The 17020-nt window shown below is 71.7% G+C and carries 12 protein-coding genes and 1 other RNA gene; 7 read left to right on the top strand and 6 right to left on the bottom strand.

Annotated features, from left to right (window positions below; all coding sequences use genetic code 11):
* Positions 1 to 39: 39 nt before the first annotated feature.
* The 5 genes from D451_RS0117220 (at position 40) to rnpB (ending at position 3812) form a co-directional block, all read left to right on the top strand.
* Complete coding sequence (locus tag D451_RS0117220; RefSeq protein ID WP_026125144.1) at positions 40 to 1020, top strand: helix-turn-helix transcriptional regulator; 981 nt, start codon at positions 40 to 42, stop codon at positions 1018 to 1020.
* 38 nt (positions 1021 to 1058) lie between these two features.
* Positions 1059 to 1931 (top strand): Nif3-like dinuclear metal center hexameric protein, encoded by an 873-nt coding sequence (locus D451_RS0117215; protein ID WP_014912365.1) that lies wholly within the window; start codon positions 1059 to 1061, stop codon positions 1929 to 1931.
* A gap of 81 nt (positions 1932 to 2012) precedes the next feature.
* Positions 2013 to 2774 (top strand): zinc ribbon domain-containing protein, encoded by a 762-nt coding sequence (locus tag D451_RS0117210; RefSeq protein ID WP_014912588.1) that lies wholly within the window; start codon positions 2013 to 2015, stop codon positions 2772 to 2774.
* Positions 2771 to 3418 carry a histidine phosphatase family protein gene (locus tag D451_RS0117205; protein WP_017535361.1) on the top strand — a complete coding sequence of 216 codons (648 nt, stop codon included), beginning with the start codon at positions 2771 to 2773 and terminating at the stop codon, positions 3416 to 3418. The genes D451_RS0117210 and D451_RS0117205 overlap by 4 nt, the downstream gene beginning before the upstream one ends.
* A 10-nt stretch (positions 3419 to 3428) precedes the next feature.
* Positions 3429 to 3812, top strand: an RNA gene (gene rnpB, locus D451_RS27050) — RNase P RNA component class A.
* Between the two features lie 93 nt (positions 3813 to 3905).
* Here rnpB and D451_RS0117200 read toward each other — a convergent pair.
* A complete protein-coding gene (locus D451_RS0117200) occupies positions 3906 to 4880 on the bottom strand; it encodes a peptidoglycan DD-metalloendopeptidase family protein (RefSeq protein ID WP_017535360.1) in 975 nt (324 codons plus the stop codon).
* Between the two features lie 368 nt (positions 4881 to 5248).
* Between D451_RS0117200 and D451_RS28305 the strand changes: the two genes are divergently transcribed.
* The gene (locus tag D451_RS28305; protein ID WP_017535359.1) at positions 5249 to 5398 is read left to right on the top strand and encodes a hypothetical protein; all 150 of its coding nucleotides are present in this window, start codon (positions 5249 to 5251) and stop codon (positions 5396 to 5398) included.
* Here the strand turns inward: D451_RS28305 and D451_RS0117190 are convergent.
* The 3 genes from D451_RS0117190 to D451_RS26610 all read right to left on the bottom strand — a co-directional run bounded on the left by D451_RS0117190 (position 5347) and on the right by D451_RS26610 (position 11587).
* Positions 5347 to 7698, bottom strand: a complete 2352-nt coding sequence (locus tag D451_RS0117190) for a SulP family inorganic anion transporter (RefSeq protein WP_017535358.1) — start codon at positions 7696 to 7698, stop codon at positions 5347 to 5349. The two genes, D451_RS28305 and D451_RS0117190, sit on opposite strands and share 52 nt — an antisense overlap.
* Positions 7699 to 8038: 340 nt before the next feature.
* The gene (locus D451_RS0117185) at positions 8039 to 10645 is read right to left on the bottom strand and encodes a hypothetical protein (RefSeq protein ID WP_026125143.1); all 2607 of its coding nucleotides are present in this window, start codon (positions 10643 to 10645) and stop codon (positions 8039 to 8041) included.
* A gap of 345 nt (positions 10646 to 10990) precedes the next feature.
* The gene (locus tag D451_RS26610) at positions 10991 to 11587 is read right to left on the bottom strand and encodes a YbhB/YbcL family Raf kinase inhibitor-like protein (protein ID WP_026125142.1); all 597 of its coding nucleotides are present in this window, start codon (positions 11585 to 11587) and stop codon (positions 10991 to 10993) included.
* Positions 11588 to 11843: 256 nt separating this feature from the next.
* On the opposite strand from D451_RS26610, the gene D451_RS0117175 reads away from it, so the two are divergent.
* Complete coding sequence (locus D451_RS0117175; RefSeq protein WP_026125141.1) at positions 11844 to 15143, top strand: AfsR/SARP family transcriptional regulator; 3300 nt, start codon at positions 11844 to 11846, stop codon at positions 15141 to 15143.
* Between the two features lie 55 nt (positions 15144 to 15198).
* Here D451_RS0117175 and D451_RS0117170 read toward each other — a convergent pair whose 3' ends face one another.
* A complete protein-coding gene (locus tag D451_RS0117170; RefSeq protein ID WP_017535357.1) occupies positions 15199 to 16029 on the bottom strand; it encodes an ABC transporter permease in 831 nt (276 codons plus the stop codon).
* Positions 16026 to 17000, bottom strand: coding sequence for a daunorubicin resistance protein DrrA family ABC transporter ATP-binding protein (locus D451_RS0117165; RefSeq protein ID WP_017535356.1), 975 nt, complete (start codon positions 16998 to 17000; stop codon positions 16026 to 16028). Before D451_RS0117165 ends, D451_RS0117170 begins: the two co-directional genes overlap by 4 nt.
* Positions 17001 to 17020: the final 20 nt, after the last annotated feature.

Genomic DNA, 17020 nt, shown 5'->3' with positions numbered 1-17020 from the left:
GGTCACATCGTGGCCGCGATGACCGTCAGTATGGGATCCATGAGCGAACGGACGGTCCGAGGCACCCTGCCCCAACGACTCCTGCGCCTGTTGTCCCTGCTCCAGGTCCGGCGCGAGTGGAGCGGGGCCGAACTCACCGAACGGCTCGGGGTCAGCGCCCGGACCCTGCGCCGCGACGTCGAACGGTTGCGCGATCTCGACTACCGGGTGGAGGGCACCCCCGGAACGGCGGGCGGCTACCGGCTGGTGTCCGGGCGTGATCTGCCGCCGTTGCTGCTGGACGACGAGGAGGCGATCGCGATCGCCCTGGCCCTGGCCACCGCCACGGAGGTCGAGGACAGCGCCCTGCGGGCCCTGGCCAAACTCGAACGGGTCCTGCCCGCGCGCCTGCGCCCGCGACTGGCCGCGGTCGCCGGCGCCGCCTCGATCGTGCCCTACCCCGACACCCCCGCCGTGGACCCCCTGGTGCTGGGCGTCCTGGCCGCCTGCCGGCACGAACGCGCGGTCACCGACTTCGTCTACCGCGATCGCTCCGGTGGTGAGAGCGAACGCCGCGTCGAACCCCACCACCTGGTCTCCCACGGCGGCCACTGGTACCTGATCGCCTACGACACCGACCGCGACGACTGGCGGACCTTCCGGCTGGACCGTCTGCGCGACCCACGCCCCACCCACGGCCGGTTCCCCCTTCGGGAGACGCCCGAGTCCGACCCGGCGACCTTCCTCACCAGCCGGTTCGCCCAGGGCACCTACCGGTACACGGTCACGATCACCCTGGAGCTGTCCGCGGAACGCGTCCGCGAGCGGCTGTACGGCCCTCTGCCCGGGCGGATCGAGGCCAGGGGGACCGACCGCTGTGAGGCCCGGATCAGCGCGGAATCCCTCGACCTGACCTGCCAGTACACGGCGGCGCTCCTGGCCCTGGGTGTCGACTCCGCCATGGAGGCCCCGCCCGAGGTCGCCGACCGTCTGGGGGCGATGGCCGCGCGTCTGGCCGACCGAACCGGCTCCGAGCGGTGAGGACGTTTTCACGCCCGGCACGGGAGAGCGTTAGTCTCGTGCCCGTGAACACCTCGACCACGCCCTCCGTCACCCTGTCCGACGTCACCGCCGCCTTCGAGGAGGTCTACCCCCTTCGGTGGGCCGCCTCCTGGGACGCGGTCGGCCTGGTCTGCGGAGACCCGGAGCAGCCGGTACGGCGGATACTGTTCGCCGTGGACCCGGTGGACGCCGTCGTCGACGAGGCCCTGACCGGGGACGCGGACCTGATCATCACCCACCATCCGCTGATGTTGCGCGGGGTCACGAGCGTGGCCGCGAACACCCCCAAGGGACGTATCGCGCACCGACTGATCCGGGCCGGGGTGGCCCTGTACACGGCGCACACCAACGCCGATACCGCCTCCCCCGGGGTCTCGGACGCCCTGGCGCGCGCGGTCGGGCTCACCGGGCCGCTCCGCCCGCTGGATCCCGACACCACCGACCCCGACGGCGCGCGCGGCATCGGCCGGATCGGTGAGCTCGCCTCCCCGCTCACCCTGCGCGACTTCGCCGACCGGGTCGCCCGCGCCCTGCCCGCCACCGCGGCCGGTATCCGGGTGGCCGGCGACCTCGACCGGCTCGTGACCGGGGTCGCGGTCTCCGGCGGTGCCGGCGACTCCCTGCTGGAGGCGGCCCGGGCCGCGGACGTGGACGTCTACGTCACCTCCGACCTGCGTCACCACCCGGCCTCGGAGTTCGTCGAGCGTCCCGGGAGCCCCGCCCTGATCGACACCGCCCACTTCGCGAGCGAATGGCCCTGGCTGGCCGACGGGGCGCGGCACCTGTCCGAGGCTCTCGTGCGCAGGGTCGGCCCGCAGGGGGCTAACGTGGAGATCCGCGTGTCGACCACCGTGACGGATGCCTGGTCACAGACCTTCCAGCACGTGTAGTACCCGCTTCACCGACCACAACTGCACAGGGCGCGGGTGGCCCTCCCCGGCCTCCCAACCGCGATTCTCAGGAGACCCCAAGTGAAAGCCGACCCCGCCGCTCAGGCCAGACTGCTCGACCTCCAGGAGCTCGACACCCGGCTTCAGCGTCTGGACCACCGCCTCCGGAGCCTGCCGGAGATCGCCGAGGCCGCCCGGCTCAAGGAGCGCGCCGACGCCTTGGACGCCGAGCTGATCACCGCCCAGACCAAGGCCTCCGACGTCGCCCGTCACCAGCGCAAGGCCGAGAGCGACGTCGACCAGGTGCGCTCCCGCGCCGAACGCGACGTCAAGCGCATGGAGTCGGGGACGATCACCAACGCCAAGGAGCTCCAGAACCTCCAGTCGGAGATCGAATCCCTGGGCCGCCGCCAGGCCGAACTGGAGGAGGTCGTCCTGGAGGTGATGGAGCAGGCCGAGGCGGCCGAGTCCGAGGTCGACCGCCTGACCCGGGAACGCGAGGCCGCGGTGGCCGAGGCCGCCGAGGTCACGGCGCGACGGGACACCGCCGCCGCCGAGATCCAGTGGGACCGTACCCGCCTGAACCAGGACCGGGAGCGGGTGGCCGCCGACATCCCCGAGGCCCTGCTGACGTTCTACGACAAGCTGCGTTCGCAGTACGACGGTCTGGCGGCCTCTCCGCTGCGCTACGGCCGCTGCAACGGCTGCAAGCTCGCGCTGAGCACCGTGGAGCTCAACGAGATCCGTGCCGCCGCGGCCGACGAGATCGTGCGCTGTGAGAACTGCCGCCGCATCCTGGTGCGCACCGAGGAGTCGGGGCTCAAAGAGCCGGCCGCCGAATGAGCCGGGGTTGGGGGGCTCCCGACACCGAGCCGACCCGCCTGACGCTGCTCCGCCACGGGCGGACGCCGCTGTCCGTCGAACGCCGTTTCGCCGGTCGCGGTGACATCCCTTTGACGGAGGAGGGTCACGCCCAGGCCGAGGCGGCCGCGCGCCGCCTGGCCGGGGCGGGGATCGACGCGGTGGTCTCCTCGCCGCTGCTGCGTACCCGGCAGACCGCCGGGTACGCGGCCGATCTGCTCGGTCTTCCCATCGAGGAGGACGAGGGGTTCGTGGAGACCGACTTCGGAGCGTGGGAGGGGCTCACCTTCGGCGAGGCCTCCGAACGCGATCCCGAGGCGGTGCGGCGTTGGCTGGCCGACCCGGAGACGGGCCCGCCCGGAGGGGAGTCCTTCGCCGAGGTCGCCCGCCGGGTCGGAGCGGCCCGCGACACCCTGCTCGAACGGCACCGGGGCCGTCGGGTTCTGGTGGTGTCCCATGTGACCCCGATCAAGATCGTCGTGCAGCGGGCGCTGCTCGCCCCGATCGAGGCGCTCTACCGGATGCATCTGGACACGGCCTGCGTGACCGAGGTGGATTGTTACGCGGATGGTCCCCAGGTGGTGCGCTCCCTCAACGACACCTCCCATCTGGACCGGCTAGACTGACCTTCGAGGGGGAGTCGGCCAGACGGTCGCGGATCCGCGCTCGACGCGGGTTCGAGGAAAGTCCGGACTCCACAGGGCAGGGTGGTCGGTAACACCGACCCGGGGCGACCCGCGGGACAGTGCCACAGAAAGCAGACCGCCACCGCTCGCGGTGGTAAGGGTGAAACGGTGGTGTAAGAGACCACCAGCGGCCGGAGTGATCCGGTCGGCTGGGTAAACCCCACCCGGAGCAAGGTCAAAAAGGGAACCTTCGGGTTCCCGCGCGGATGTTCGAGGGCGGCCCGCCCGAGTCCGCGGGTAGACCGCACCGAGGTCGCCGGCAACGGCGGCCCCAGATGGATGGCCGTCCGGTCCATCGGACCGACAGAATCCGGCTTATCGGCCGACTCCTCCTCTCTTCGATCCCCACCCCGCGCCGCCCGGGCCGGAAGAGGCGTACCCCTCCCGGCCCGTACGCACGGCCCCGGGTCCGGGCCGGGGCCGCGGGTCAGCCGACCAGGGCCCTCCAGGTGATCGCCCCGGCCTCACCGTCGACGACCAGGCGGTTGAGCCGCTGGTAGTCGCGTACGGCGGTGTTCATGACCGGTCCGAAGTTGCCGTCGACGGCCAGCCCGGCGCTGCGCTTGTTCATCGCGGTCTGAAGGGCGCGCACGTGGGAGCCGTCGCGGACCCCGCTCTTGAGTGTGTAGACCAGGTGCGGCCAGGTCTTGGGGCCGACCTGACCGTCGGCGACCAGACCCTTGCTCCGCTGGAAGGCCTTGACGGCGTTGACCGAGGTGGGACCGTAGTAGCCGTCGGCCACCAGCGAGGTGCCGCGCTGGGTCATCAGGTGCTGGATGACGGTGACCGTCGCGCCGCGGGCCTCCGGGTCGATGCTCGACCAGCCGCCGCCCAGGTCCACGCCCCGGTTGCGCATGAAGGGGACCGGGTCGGTGATGCCGTTCAGACGGCCGGTGTGGGTCTCGAAGTGCAGGTGGGGGCCGGTCACGTTGCCGGTGGCGCCCATGTCGCCGATGCGCTGACCGGCGCTGACCTTGGCGTTGAGCGAGACCCGGTAGGCGCTCAGGTGACCGTAGTAGGTGTACACGTTGTTGCCGTGGGAGATGACGATGGCCTCGCCGGTCCGGCCGGGGAAACCTCCTCCCCAGGCTCGACGGATCACGGTGCCCGCGGCGGCCGCGTAGACGGCGGTGCCGGTGCTGTTGGTGATGTCCTGGCCGGCGTGGGTGCTGCCGCCTCGGGGGGCGCCGTAGTGCCCGCCGGAGGGGAAATAGCCCAGGGCCGGGTTGCACCAGGCGGCGTTCATCGCCGAGGCGGCGTGGGCGGTGGCGTTGCCGCCTACGCCGGTCAGGGCCACGGCGGCTCCCAGACCGGTGCCGAAGAGCATGCGGCGGGACCAGGGGGAGGGGGGCTGTTCACAGGCGCGGGGGTCGGAGACGGGCGCCGTGCAGGACTCGCACATCTTTTCTCCTGTGAAGAAATATGCCGAAGAGGGGGGATGGAGAGGATGGTTTCCTTCAATCCCCTGGAGAGTAAGGCGCGCGGTCCGTTTCGTACAGGGGTGTTCACCGCTCTTTCGGGAAAGCCTCACCAGGGTGTAAGAGGGGATCATGGGGTGGTCCGACGGATGCGGATCAGGGGGAGCCGCCGGTTCGGAATGTGCGCCGGGGACACATTCCTGAGTCGCCGTGGTGATGGTCGGCTCGCCTTGTGGGGCGGTAGATTGACCCTTGCGCTCCGTACCCCGGGAGCCCCGGAGCGCGAACGTCCGTGGGCCGAACCGGGGTGGACGGCCCGACGGACATCCGCGTTCACGGGAATGGGTGACTCTTGTTCGACTCCACCGCCTTCTGGGTGGTCCTCTTCGGCCTGCCGATCGTGGCGATCGTGGCGATCATCCTGCTCGCCGCCTATCAGGCCTCAGGTGTTCAAGAGGACGGGCGCGACGACGCCCCCGACGACGATTCGGCCACCGGCTGATCCGGGCGGGGTGACGGTACCGGCTCTGGCACGTCCTGGACGTTCTGCACGGGGGTGAACTCCCCGGTCTCGGCGTCCAGGAGGTGGACCCTGGCCGTCTCCAGGTCGTAGTACATGCCCGACAGGGTGAGTTCGCCCGAGGCGACCCGTTCCCGGACGGTCGGGTATCCCATGAGGTTGCCGAGCTGCTCGATCACGTTGGCCTGGGAGAGTCGGCGCAGGGCCTCGGATTTGGGCAGGCCGTCCAGGACCCCCTGGTCCACGCCCGCCCGGTGCAGGCTTCCCTCGCCCCTGAGCAGCCAGCGGCGCAGGTGCGCGGTCTCCACGGCCTCGGGCTCCTCGTGGGCCTTGTCCAGCAGGGCCTGGAGCGCCCCGCAGTGGGAGTGGCCGCAGATCACGATCGAGGGCACCCGTAGGACGTTCACCGCGTATTCGATGGCGGCCCCGGCCGACCCGTCGGAGTCGTGGTGGGGCGGTACCAGGTTGCCGACGTTGCGCAGGGTGAACAGGTCGCCCGGCCCGCTCGCGGTGATCAGGTTGGGCACCACCCGGGAGTCGGCGCAGGTGATGAACAGCGAGGTGGGGTGTTGGCCGTTCGCCAGTCGGCTCATGAGCGAACGCATCCGGTCCGCGGTGCCCGAGTGGTATTCACGGGCGCCGGCGGTGAGCAGGCCCACCGGGTTGACCTCTCGACGGTCCCCGGCCTTCTTGCGCATCTCCCAGGGCGCCCACCAGCGGCCCTTGGGGACGGTCTTGGCCGCGGGGGCCGAACGTTCGGAGCTGCGGGCGTACCACTGTTCGTGGACCTCGTCGATGTCGACGCTGCCGCCGGTGCGCTCGTGGTCCACGCGCCACGCGTGGATGGCCTCGAAGGCGGCGTGGTCCATGAAGTCCACGTGCAGGTCGAGGTCGACCCGGGCCCCGGAGGGGATGGTGCGCAGCACGTGCGCCAGACGGGGCACCCCCAGGAAGGTGAGCGAGCCGTCCACGGAGACGTGGACCCGGCCGTCGCGCTCCTCGGTGACCACGGTGAGTCGGGTCAGTCGGCGCAGGGAGACGATCATGGCCAGGGCGAAGCCGATGAAGACCCCTTCCAGGAGTCCCAGGAGCACCACGCCGAACAGTGTCGCCAGGTAGACGCCGGCCTCGTGATGGCGGTTCAGGTCGCGCAGATGGGCCAGCGACACCATCTGGACACCGATGAACACCAGGAGCGCCGCCAGCGCGGCCATCGGGATCAATTCGACCACGTGCGCGAAGAACGCCACGAACAGCAGGATCCACACGCCGTGCAGGATCGTCGAGAGCGGGCTGCGGGCGCCGGCGCGCACGTTGGCGGTACTGCGCACGATCACACCGGCGATCGGCAGACCTCCCAGGGCACCGCTGACGGTGTTGGCGGCGCCCTGGCCGCACAGTTCCCGGTTGAGCTGGACGCGGCGGCCGCTGTGCAGGCGGTCGACCGCGATCGCGGCCAGGAGCGATTCCACGCTGGCGACCATGGCGACGGCGGCCACGGCCAGCGCGATACCGTGCCACTGGCCGGACTCGGGCAGCATCGGCCCGTTCCAGGCGTCGGCCAGGGAGGCGGGCAGGACCACCGTCTCGACCTCCCAGCGGCCCAGGGTGGCGATGGCGGTGGCGGTGCCGACCGCTACCAGCGCGGCGGGGATCATGCCGGGGCGGAACCGGCCGATGCCGGGCAGGCGGTTCCAGCCGAACATGATCGCGATGGTGATGACGCCGACGGCGACCGCCGCGGTGTGGTTGTGGGCGATCTGGTCGGGCAGGTCGGCGATGTTGGCCAGGGCCGAGCTCTGCGGTTCACCGCCCAGGACCACGTGGAGCTGGGCCAGGGCGATGGTCACGCCGACCCCCGCGAGCATGCCGTGGACCACGGCGGGCGAGACGGCGAGCGCGGCCCGGGCGATCCGGAAGGCGCCCAGGGCGAGTTGGACCAGTCCGGCCAGCAGGGTGATCAGGCAGGTGACCCGCCAGCCGTAGGTCATGATCAGGTCGGCGACGATGATGGTCAGGCCGGCGGCCGGGCCGCTGACCTGGACCACGGAGCCGCCGACCAGGCCGGCGACGATGCCGCCGACGACGGCGGCGATGATCCCCGCCACCAGCGGGGCTCCTGAGGCTACGGCGATCCCCAGGGACAGGGGGACGGCGACCAGGAAGACCACGAGGGAGGCGCCGACGTCGGCGCCGATTCCCTTGCGATCCGTGTGAGGCCCGGGAAGAGGGGAGGATTCCCCTTTTCGTCCGGGCGGTGCTCCCTGGGCGTCGTTGCGCATGGTTACTCCGTTCGGGTTGGACCAGGCAGATGTACGTAGGCGCACGGGGGCGACGGTGTCCGGCGAAGAACGCGGACACGTGACGGGAGAACTCGAAGAGTGCTCCGACTGTCACCAACTGTAGTCAATCCAGATGACTCAGCGTTACTGAATTTTGAGCTCTTGATTACTCTTGTCCCGACTTGATGGCTTTTGTAGGCCCACTGAGACAGAAAAAAACCGTGGTGGCGAGAGGATCTCGCCACCACGGTCGTGATGTTCATCGGCAGGTCGGAGCCTCGACGGCCGCCGGCGCCCGATCACCGTGTGTCATGGGTCTCCATCACGGGGCCCGGTCCGGTCAGTGGAAACGCCCGTTGTCGTAACCGCCCTCGTAGTACGGCGGCTCGTGGCCGGGGAGAGGGTCGCGACCGTAGGGATCGCGCCCGTCCCGGGAGTCGGGCGCGCCGTGGCGCGGGCCCCCGGGGGAGGGGGGCTCCTCCATGGGCGGGTACGCGTTCGGTCGGGGGAAGCCGCCGCCCATCGGATCCGGCGTACCGCCCGGGGCGGGGGCCTGCGGGATCGGGCCACCGGGAACGCCCGGAAGACCGGAACCGCCCGGAAGACCCGGGCCGCCGAACTCCTGCGGGCCGTCCCGGAAGGGCGGGGAGGAGAAGGGCGACTCGGGGGCGGGCACGCCCGGACGGGGCAGGGAGCCCCCGTCGGCGGGACCGAACCGGTGGGCGCCGGAGGGGTCCCCTCCCTCGCCCGGGTATCCGAACCCCTCGACGGGCGAGGACGAGGCGGGCGTCCCGGGGCCGAAGGGCGTCATGGGGCCGGAGGGCCCCCGCCCACCGGCGTCGTGACCGGGGCGTCCCGGAACGCCGTACGATCCCGACCCCTCGGGACGCTCCCAGAGCGGGGCCGTGCCGGGCGCTCCGGGGATCCCGGGCGCACCAGGGGAGCCCGGCAGGCCCGGAGCGCCGAACGGGTCGGAGGCGCCGGAAAGCCCGGGAGAGCCGGGCAGCGGTCCCGGGTCCGGGCGGCGATGCGTGCCGGTGTCGTGTTCGGGACGCCCATAGGGGGCGGCGCCGTACCCGGAGCGGTCGAAGGAGCCCGTGTCATAGGCGGGACGGTGGTGGGCGCCGGTGTCGTGTTCGGGGCGTCCGAAGGATCCGGTGCCGCCGTATCCGGATCGGTCGAGGGATCCGGTGTCGTAGGCGGAGCGGGTGTGCGTGCCGGTGTCGTATTCGGGGAGCGGGGGTGTCGTGGGGTCGTTCGGTCGGGGGTGGGCGCCGGTGTCGTGTTCGGGGCGTGCGAAGGATCCGGTGCCGCCGTATCCGGATCGGTCGAGGGATCCGGTGTCGTAGGCGGAGCGGGTGTGCGTGCCGGTGTCGTATTCGGGGAGCGGGGGTGTCGTGGGGTCGTTCGGTCGGGTGTGGGCGCCGGTGTCATAGGGAGCGCGGCGGTGGGATCCGGTGTCGTAGGCGGAACGGTCGAAGGAACCCGTGGAACGGGCGCCGGTGTCGTACCCCGATCGGTCGAAGGAACCCGTGTCGTACCCCGAGCGGTCGAGGGAGCCCGTCGAGTGGGCACCGGTGCCGCCGTATCCGGATCGGTCGAGGGATCCGGTGTCGTAGGCGGAGCGGGTGTGCGTGCCGGTGTCGTATTCGGGGAGCGGGGGTGTCGTGGGGTCGTTCGGTCGGGTGTGGGCGCCGGTGTCGTAGGGGCCGCGGCGGTGGGATCCGGTGTCGTAGGCGGAACGGTCGAGGGAGCCCGTGTCGTACCCCGAGCGGTCGAAGGAGCCCGTCGAGTGGGCACCGGTGCCGTAGGAGGAGGTCGAACGGAACACGTCCGAGGACGGGCCGCCGGTCAGCGGATCGGGGGACGATCCAGGCGAGGGCGTCCCGGGCATCGTCGGGCCTCCCGCGAGGGGATCGGACAGCGGAGAGGGGCCGCCGACCCCGGGTCCGCCCGGCACGGGCGGCTCCGGGCGCCGGTGGGTCCCGGTGTCCATGCTGGACCAGATCGGGGAACCGAGGTCCTCCGTCGGGGCGGCCCCGGAACGGAAGCCCGGCGCCAGGGGGTCGAGACCGCCGCCCGTCGGGGAGGGGTCCGGGGTGTAGGGGGGAACGTCGCGCCGGTCCATCGTGCCGGAGTCGAAGGGGGAACGGTGTTCGGAGGCCAGGGGCCGCTCGGAGGGGGAGAGGGGCTCACGGCCCTCGAAGGGGTCGCCCGTCGAGGGCGGACGCGGCGTCCAGGAACCCGGCCCCAGAGGGTCCTCGTCCCGCGCCGGCGGAGCGGGGGGCGGTTCGGGGGCGGGCGAGAGCGGCTCTCGGACGGAGGGCGGCGCCGGTCGTTCGGAGCCGGTGTCCGCGGAGACGGAGCGGGGGGCGGGCTCCGGCGCAGGGGTCGGGGTGGAGCTCTGCCCCAGTCCGGCCAGCACCGCCAGGTCCGGGGTGGAGTCCGCGGGGGTCGCGGGCATCTCCGAGGTGGGGGCGGGACGCGGCTCGTCGGGGAGGGCGTCGTGGTCGTGACCGTCGTCGTATCCGTCGTCCATCCGGTCATCGACGTTCGCGGTCTCGCGTTCGTCCCTGCCCCGTGAACGCGGGCGATCCGGCTCCTCCTCGTTCAGACTCGACCAGAAGTCGTTGTCGGAGAGTCCCGCCGAGTCGTCGTCCTCCCAGTCGTCCCGTCGCCTGTTCCGTCCCCGGGGACGTCGCTCCGCCCGTTCCCCGCCTTGACGCGACCTCCGGCCGCGAGGCCGCGCCCCCTCGTCCTCGGGCTCCTCGTCCCGGGCCCGTCCACGGGGTTCGTCGCGGTCGTCCTCGACGCCGTCGTACTCGTACTCGTCGTCGTAGTCGTCGTCCCGTGAGCCGAGGCTGAGCGCCCGCATGCCCAGAAGGATGAGTACGAGCACGGCGAGCACGACGATGACGGCGATGATGATGATGACGGTGAAGGTCATGGTGTACGCACTACCTTGGGGAGGTCTGTCACGCCCGGGACACGCCGGTGACCGGCCGGGGAGGAACGGCGGCCCGGTTCCGCGCGGCCGTGGAACGCCGGGCCCACGGGGTCGACGGGACGCGGGCGCCGATGCTCCACCGCGGTCTCCGAAGGGGATGCCGCGCGGCGGACGGACGGGAATCGGTCATCTGAAAAGGGGCGAGGGGCACGACCCCACTGTATGCGCTGCTGCGCTCTGTGTGCAGAGGGCGACGGAGCCTTCCTCGGATCGTCTTCGCGCCCTCCGATCGATCGGACGCCCCGGAACACGGACGGTGACCGGGGCGCCGATCGGGGCTCCGGATCACTCGCTTTCGGTGACGAGGGTGCCCCGCGCGATGGCCTGCTCGGCGACACCCTCCAGGATCGAATCCAAGGGGGCTCCCTCGGGCAGGTCGAGGGTGCCGCTCAGCGCGTACACGGTGAAGCGGTACTCGTGCGCGTCGTTCTCCGAGGGGCAGGGGGCCCCGTAGGACGCCTCGCCGGCGCTGTTCTGACCGATCTTGGCGTCGGCGGGGACGGAGTTCTGGCGCAGCTCCACCAACTGCGGATCCAGGTCGTGGACGACCCAGAACACGACGGCGGCCTGGGGGTCGTCCACCACCAGGGCGATCGATCCCACGTCGTCGGGCAACCCCGACCAACTCAGCGGAGGAGAGACGGGATCGCCGTCGGCGTCGCAGGTGTAGGCGACGGGGAGCGGCTGGGCCTCCTGCATCATCGGGCTGGTCACGTTGATGTCGGTCGGCATCTCGCCGCTCAGCTCCGAGTTCAGCACGCCGCAGCCGGTCGACGCGAGCAGCGCGGCCCCCGCCGCCGCTGCGCCCGCACGGGCACCGAGGGGTGTGCGGGGCACGCCGCGCGAGACGGTGGTCCGGGTGGAAGGCAAGACCGGGAACAAAATGGGGCTCCTGCTGGACTTTCGGGCCGTAAGGCGAGACTCGCTGTGCACCGGATCCGGCACCCGGCTGACCCCGGCGCCCGTCACGGTGGAACCGTGTGGAGCGGCGCCGTCCCCGACACCGTCACACGGCCCTGAGCGAACCCTACTGCGGTCGGAGAGGACCCAGGGACCTTCCGGAGGCGATCCGGGGAGGAGACGTCGGCGACACCGATACCGAGAGGCGTGATGACCGCGTATCGGTCATCATGGGGCGGTGCGGTTCTCCATTCTCGGTCCTCTCCAGGTACACGACGCCGCGGGGGCTCCCGTCGGCGTCGGAGGAGCGCGTCTGCGCGCCCTCCTGGTGTCGCTCCTGCTCCATCCCGGGCGCACCGTCGGTGTCGAACGGCTCACGGACACCATCTGGGGGTGGGACGAGACCCCCGCCGCCGCGGGGAACGCGCTTCAGGCCCTGGTCTCCCGGCTGCGTCGGGCGTTGGGCGAGGAGGCCCGGATCCACGGTGACGGCTCCGGCTACCGGCTGGAGATCGCCCCCGAACAGGTGGACCTCCACGTCTTCGAGGCGTCGGCCGGGTCCGGGAGGGCGCATCTGACGTCGGGGCGCCCGGCGGAGGCCGAGGCGGCCCTGGTCGAGGCCCTTTCCCTCTGGCGCGGCCCGGCCCTGTCCGACCTCACCGCGAGGGGGCGGGCCGAGGACGTGGCCCTGCGTCTGGCCGGGATCCACCGCACCGCCGAGGAGGACCTCCTGGAGGCCCGTCTCGACCTGGGGCGGTACACCGAGGCCCTGCCGGAGGCCGAGGCGGTGGCCGGACGCGACCCTCATCGTGAGCGTCCGATCGAGCTGCTCATGCGCGCTCTGGCCGGCGGCGGTCGTGTCGCCGAGGCCCTCGACGCGTACGAGGCCTTCCGCGCGCGGCTCGCCGAGGAACTGGGGCTGGATCCCTCGCCCCGTCTGCGGCGGGTCCACCTGAACCTGCTCCGGGGGGAAACGGCGCCCGCTCCGGAGAACACGATCGAGAGGAACGTCAGGCCCCCCGCCGCGCCCTCGGTCCGTCTGCCTCGACCTCTGACCGACTTCGTTCCGCGCGAGAACGAGGTCGGGGCGACGGTGGAACGTCTCTCCGGATCCCGAACGGTCACCCTCATCGGCCCGGGAGGGGCCGGCAAGACGCGCCTCGCCGCGGAATCCGCCGAGACCCTGGCGGAACGGAACCCCGGGCTGGTCTCCGGCGGTGTCCGCTGGGTGGAGCTCGCCCCGGTGGGGCAGGGGACCGACCTGCACCAGGTCGTCGCCGACACCCTGGAACTGCGCGAGTACGCCGTCATCAGGGCGAACACCGGGGCGGCCCACCTCGACCCCGCCGAACGGGTCGCCTCCCACCTGGGGGACCGCCCGTTCCTGTTGGTGCTGGACAACTGCGAGCATCTGATCGCCGAGGCGGCCGCGCTGACGGAGTCCCTTCTGGCACGCTGCCCCGGCCTTCGCGTGCTGGCCACCTCCCGGGAACCGTTGGGGGTGCCGGGCGAAGTCCTCCTGCCGGTGCCGCCGCTGGACCTGCCGCCGGAGGGTGACGACCTCGAACGGGCCCGTACCCGCTCCGCCGTGCGGTTGTTCACCGAACGGGCCGAGGCGGTCAGGCCGGGGTTCCGGGTCTCCCAGGACAACCTCGCCCACGTCGTCCGGATCACCCGCGAGCTGGACGGTATGCCGCTGGCCCTGGAGCTGGCGGCGGCCCGGCTCAGGATGATGACCCCGGGCCAACTCGCCGAACGCCTCACCGACCGCTTCCGCCTGCTCACCAACGGCAGCCGATCGGCCCTGCCGCGCCATCGCACCCTGCGGGCGGTGGTCGATTGGAGTTGGGAGCTGCTCGACGAGGCCGAACGCCGGCTGTTGCGCCGCCTCGCGGTCTTCCCCGGCGGGGCCGGACTGGAGGCCGTCGAACGGGTGGGCTCCGACCCGGGGGAGGAGGCCGAGGGCGGGGTCCTCGGGCGGGACGTGTGGTCGGTCCTGTTCGCCCTCGTGGACAAATCCCTGGTGGTGGCGGAGAACCCGGTGCGCGACGACGCGCCGCCCACCTACCGCCAATCGGAGACGGTCCGCGCCTACGCCCTCGAACGCCTGGCCGAGAGCGGTGAGGAGGAGCGGGTCCGGGAGGCCCACGCCCGCTACGCGGTCGACCTGTGGCGTCGGGCGGATCCTGAACTGCGCGGTCCCGAGCAGGCCTCCTGGCTGGCCCGGCTCGGAACGGCGATCGATGACTGCCACGCGGCCTTTCGCTGGGCGGTCGATCGGCGCGACGCCGAACTCGCCCTGGACCTGGTCGAGTACACCCAGTGGTACTGGGCCCTGGACGGAGGGCGGAGCCGGAACCACCGGTGGGCCGAGGCCACGCTCGACCTGGTCGGCGAGGAGGTCCCCCGGGGGCGGGAGACGGCCTACGCCATGTGTCTGTTCAGCCTGGACGAGGGCGTGGAGAGGGGACGGGAGGGCATCCTCACCGTCCTCACCGAGGTGGAGCGGTTGCTCCGGGTCGGCGAACGCGAGACCGGGAGGCATCCGTCCCTCGCCCTGTGCCTGGTCTACGGGGCGATCACCGACGGGCGAGTCGACGGGCCCTGGCGCGTGAGGTTGGAGGAGGAACTGGAGGGCGCGGACGACCCCTGGACCCGAGCGCTCCTGTACCTGATGACCGCGATGCTCGACGCGACCTTCGGGGAGATCGGGCGTTCCCGGGAACGAGCGGGGCTCGCCCTGGAGGGGATGCGCGCGCTCGGCGACGCGTGGGGGCAGTGCAACGCCCTGGCCCAGCTCGTGGACGTCTGTTTCCACACCGATCCGGAGCGCTGTGGGGATCTGTTGAGCGAGGGGATCGGGCTCGCGGAGAGGAGCGGGCTGAGGGGCATCGTCGCGCTCTTCCGGATCCTGCGCGCCCAGACCCTCGTGGAGCTGGGCCGGATCGCCTCGGCGGAGGAGGACCTGGAGACGGTCACGGAGACCCCGCTGGAGAAGGAGCACCTGGTCACGTTCCGGATGACCCGGGTGATGTGGCTCCAAGCGGCCGGGCGACAGGAGGAGGCACGTCGGTTGGTGGACGAGACCGAACCCGTCGTGGTCGGACTGGGCGGGCTCGCTCCGATCTACATCGAGCCCGCCTGGCGGGGGCTCACCGCCGACGTGGCCCTGTCCGACGGCGACGTCGCACGGGCCTGGAAGGAGGCGGGCCGGGCCTGGTGGCTGGCCGGACGGGGCCTGAGCACCTATAAGAGCGAGATCCTGGAGATCTTCGCCCGGATCATCGTGGACAGCGACCCCGAACGCGCGGTGCTGCTGCTCGGCCACGCGGCGACCCTGCGCGGAGGGCTCCCCTCACGACGGCCGAGGACCCTGCGCCTGGGGGAACGTCTGGTCGAGGTCCTGGGCGAGGCCCGCTTCGCCCGGCTGTGGTCGGAGGGGGTGGACACACCGACGCCCGAGGCGAGCGCTCGTGTGGGGGAGTGGCTGGAGCGGATCGTGCCCGACGACGTGGAGATGGACACCTGGGCCCGGTGATGAGGGAGGGGCCGGCGGGCGTGTGCCCGCCGGCCCCTCCACGCGAGGACGCGGTTCAGGTACGGCGTCGGTAGGCCCACACCGCGAGCGGGAAGAAGACCGCGGTGATGGCGAACGCCCAGACCAGGGTCCACGTGACCGGTCCGGTGACGTCGCCGCCCAGCATGAGCCCGCGCATGGCGTCCACGACGTGGGTGACCGGGTTGTTCGCGGCGATCGGGGCCAGCCACCCCGGCATGTCGTCCGGGGCGACGAAGGCCGAACTGCCGAAGGTCAGCGGGAACAGCAGGATCATCGCGAACGACTGGACCGCCATGGGCGTCCGGGCGAGCATGCCGACGAAGGCCGACATCCAGCACAGCGCGAAGGCGAAGACCAGGATCAACGCCCCGGCCACCACCACGCCGACCGCGCCGCCGTCGGGACGGAACCCGATGGCCAGACCGACCAGCAGCACCATCACCACGGTGATCGCGTAGCGGACCAGGTCTCCCAGGACCGCGCCGATCAGCGGGGCCGAGCGGGCGATGGGCAGCGAACGGAAGCGGTCGAAGATGCCCTTCTCCACGTCCTGGCTCAGGGTGAAGCCGGTGCCCATCGTGGCGAAGATGACCGACTGCGCGATGATCCCCGGCATCAGGAAGTCGCGGTAGGTCTGCCAGTCGCCCATCATCGCCTGCCCGAAGACGAAGACGAAGAGGGTGACGAACATGATCGGCTGCAACATCAACCCGAGGACCTCCTCGGGGTTGGTCCTGAGCTTGACGATGCTGCGCCAGGTGAGCTGGAGCCCGTTGCGAACGGTCACCGACAGGCCCACCCGGTCGGGGACGGGCGGGACGTTCTCGGGTGAGGCCGCCGAGGATCGGGTGGTCACGGCGCTCATGCTCGGGTCTCCTCGTTCGTCTCCTCGTCCGAGGGAGAGGCCTCGGCGGTGCGTCCGGTCAGGGCCAGGAACACCTCGTCCAGACTGGGTCTGCGCAGGGACAGCTCGCCCACGGCCACGCCCTGTTCGTCCAGACGGCGGACCACCTCGGGCAGAACCGCGGCGTCGCCGACGGGGACACCGAGCCTCAGCCCGTCGTCGCCGACCGGGGCGCTGGTCACCGTCTCGACGATCTTGACGGCCAGGGGCAGTTGTGAGGGGTCCACGGTGCGCAGTTCCAGCACCTGGTCTCCGGCGCGGTTCTTGAGCTCCTCGGGGGTGCCCCGGCTGATCACCCTGCCGTGGTCGAGCACCATGATGTCGTCGGCGAGCTGGTCGGCCTCCTCCAGGTACTGGGTGGTGAGCAGGACGGTCACCCCGTCGCCGACCAGGTCGCGCACGACGTCCCACAGTTCGTTGCGGCTGTGCGGGTCCAGACCGGTGGTCGGCTCGTCCAAGTACAGCAGCGACGGCCGGCCGACCAGGCTGGCGGCCAGGTCGAGTCGGCGGCGCATACCGCCGGAATAGGTCTTGGCGGCCCGGCCTCCGGCGTCGGAGAGCCCGAAGCGTTCCAGGAGTTCGGCGGCGCGGGACCGGGCCCGAGCCCGGTCGAAGCCCAGGAGGCGTGCGATCAGGACCAGGTTCTGCGTCCCGGTCAGTTCGGCGTCGACCGCCGCGTACTGTCCGGTGAGCCCGATCCTGCGGCGTACCTCGTGCGGCTGTTCGGCCACGTCGAAGCCGTCGACGAACGCGCGGCCCCCGTCCGGTCTCAGCAGGGTGGCCAGGATGCGTACGGTCGTGGTCTTCCCGGACCCGTTGGGTCCCAGGACGCCCAGCACGGCCCCCGCCCTGGCGGTCAGATCCACCCCGTCCAGGGCACGTCGGCCCTTGAACACCTTGACCAGACCTTCCGCGCGGATGGCGTCGGTCATGAGTTCCTCCGTTTCAGCGT

It is taken from the genome of Nocardiopsis alba DSM 43377 (assembly GCF_000341225.1).
GTDB classification, from domain to species: Bacteria; Actinomycetota; Actinomycetes; order Streptosporangiales; family Streptosporangiaceae; genus Nocardiopsis; species Nocardiopsis alba.
Note: the sequence above shows the minus strand (reverse complement) of the source record. Positions and strands in the feature narration are given on the sequence as shown.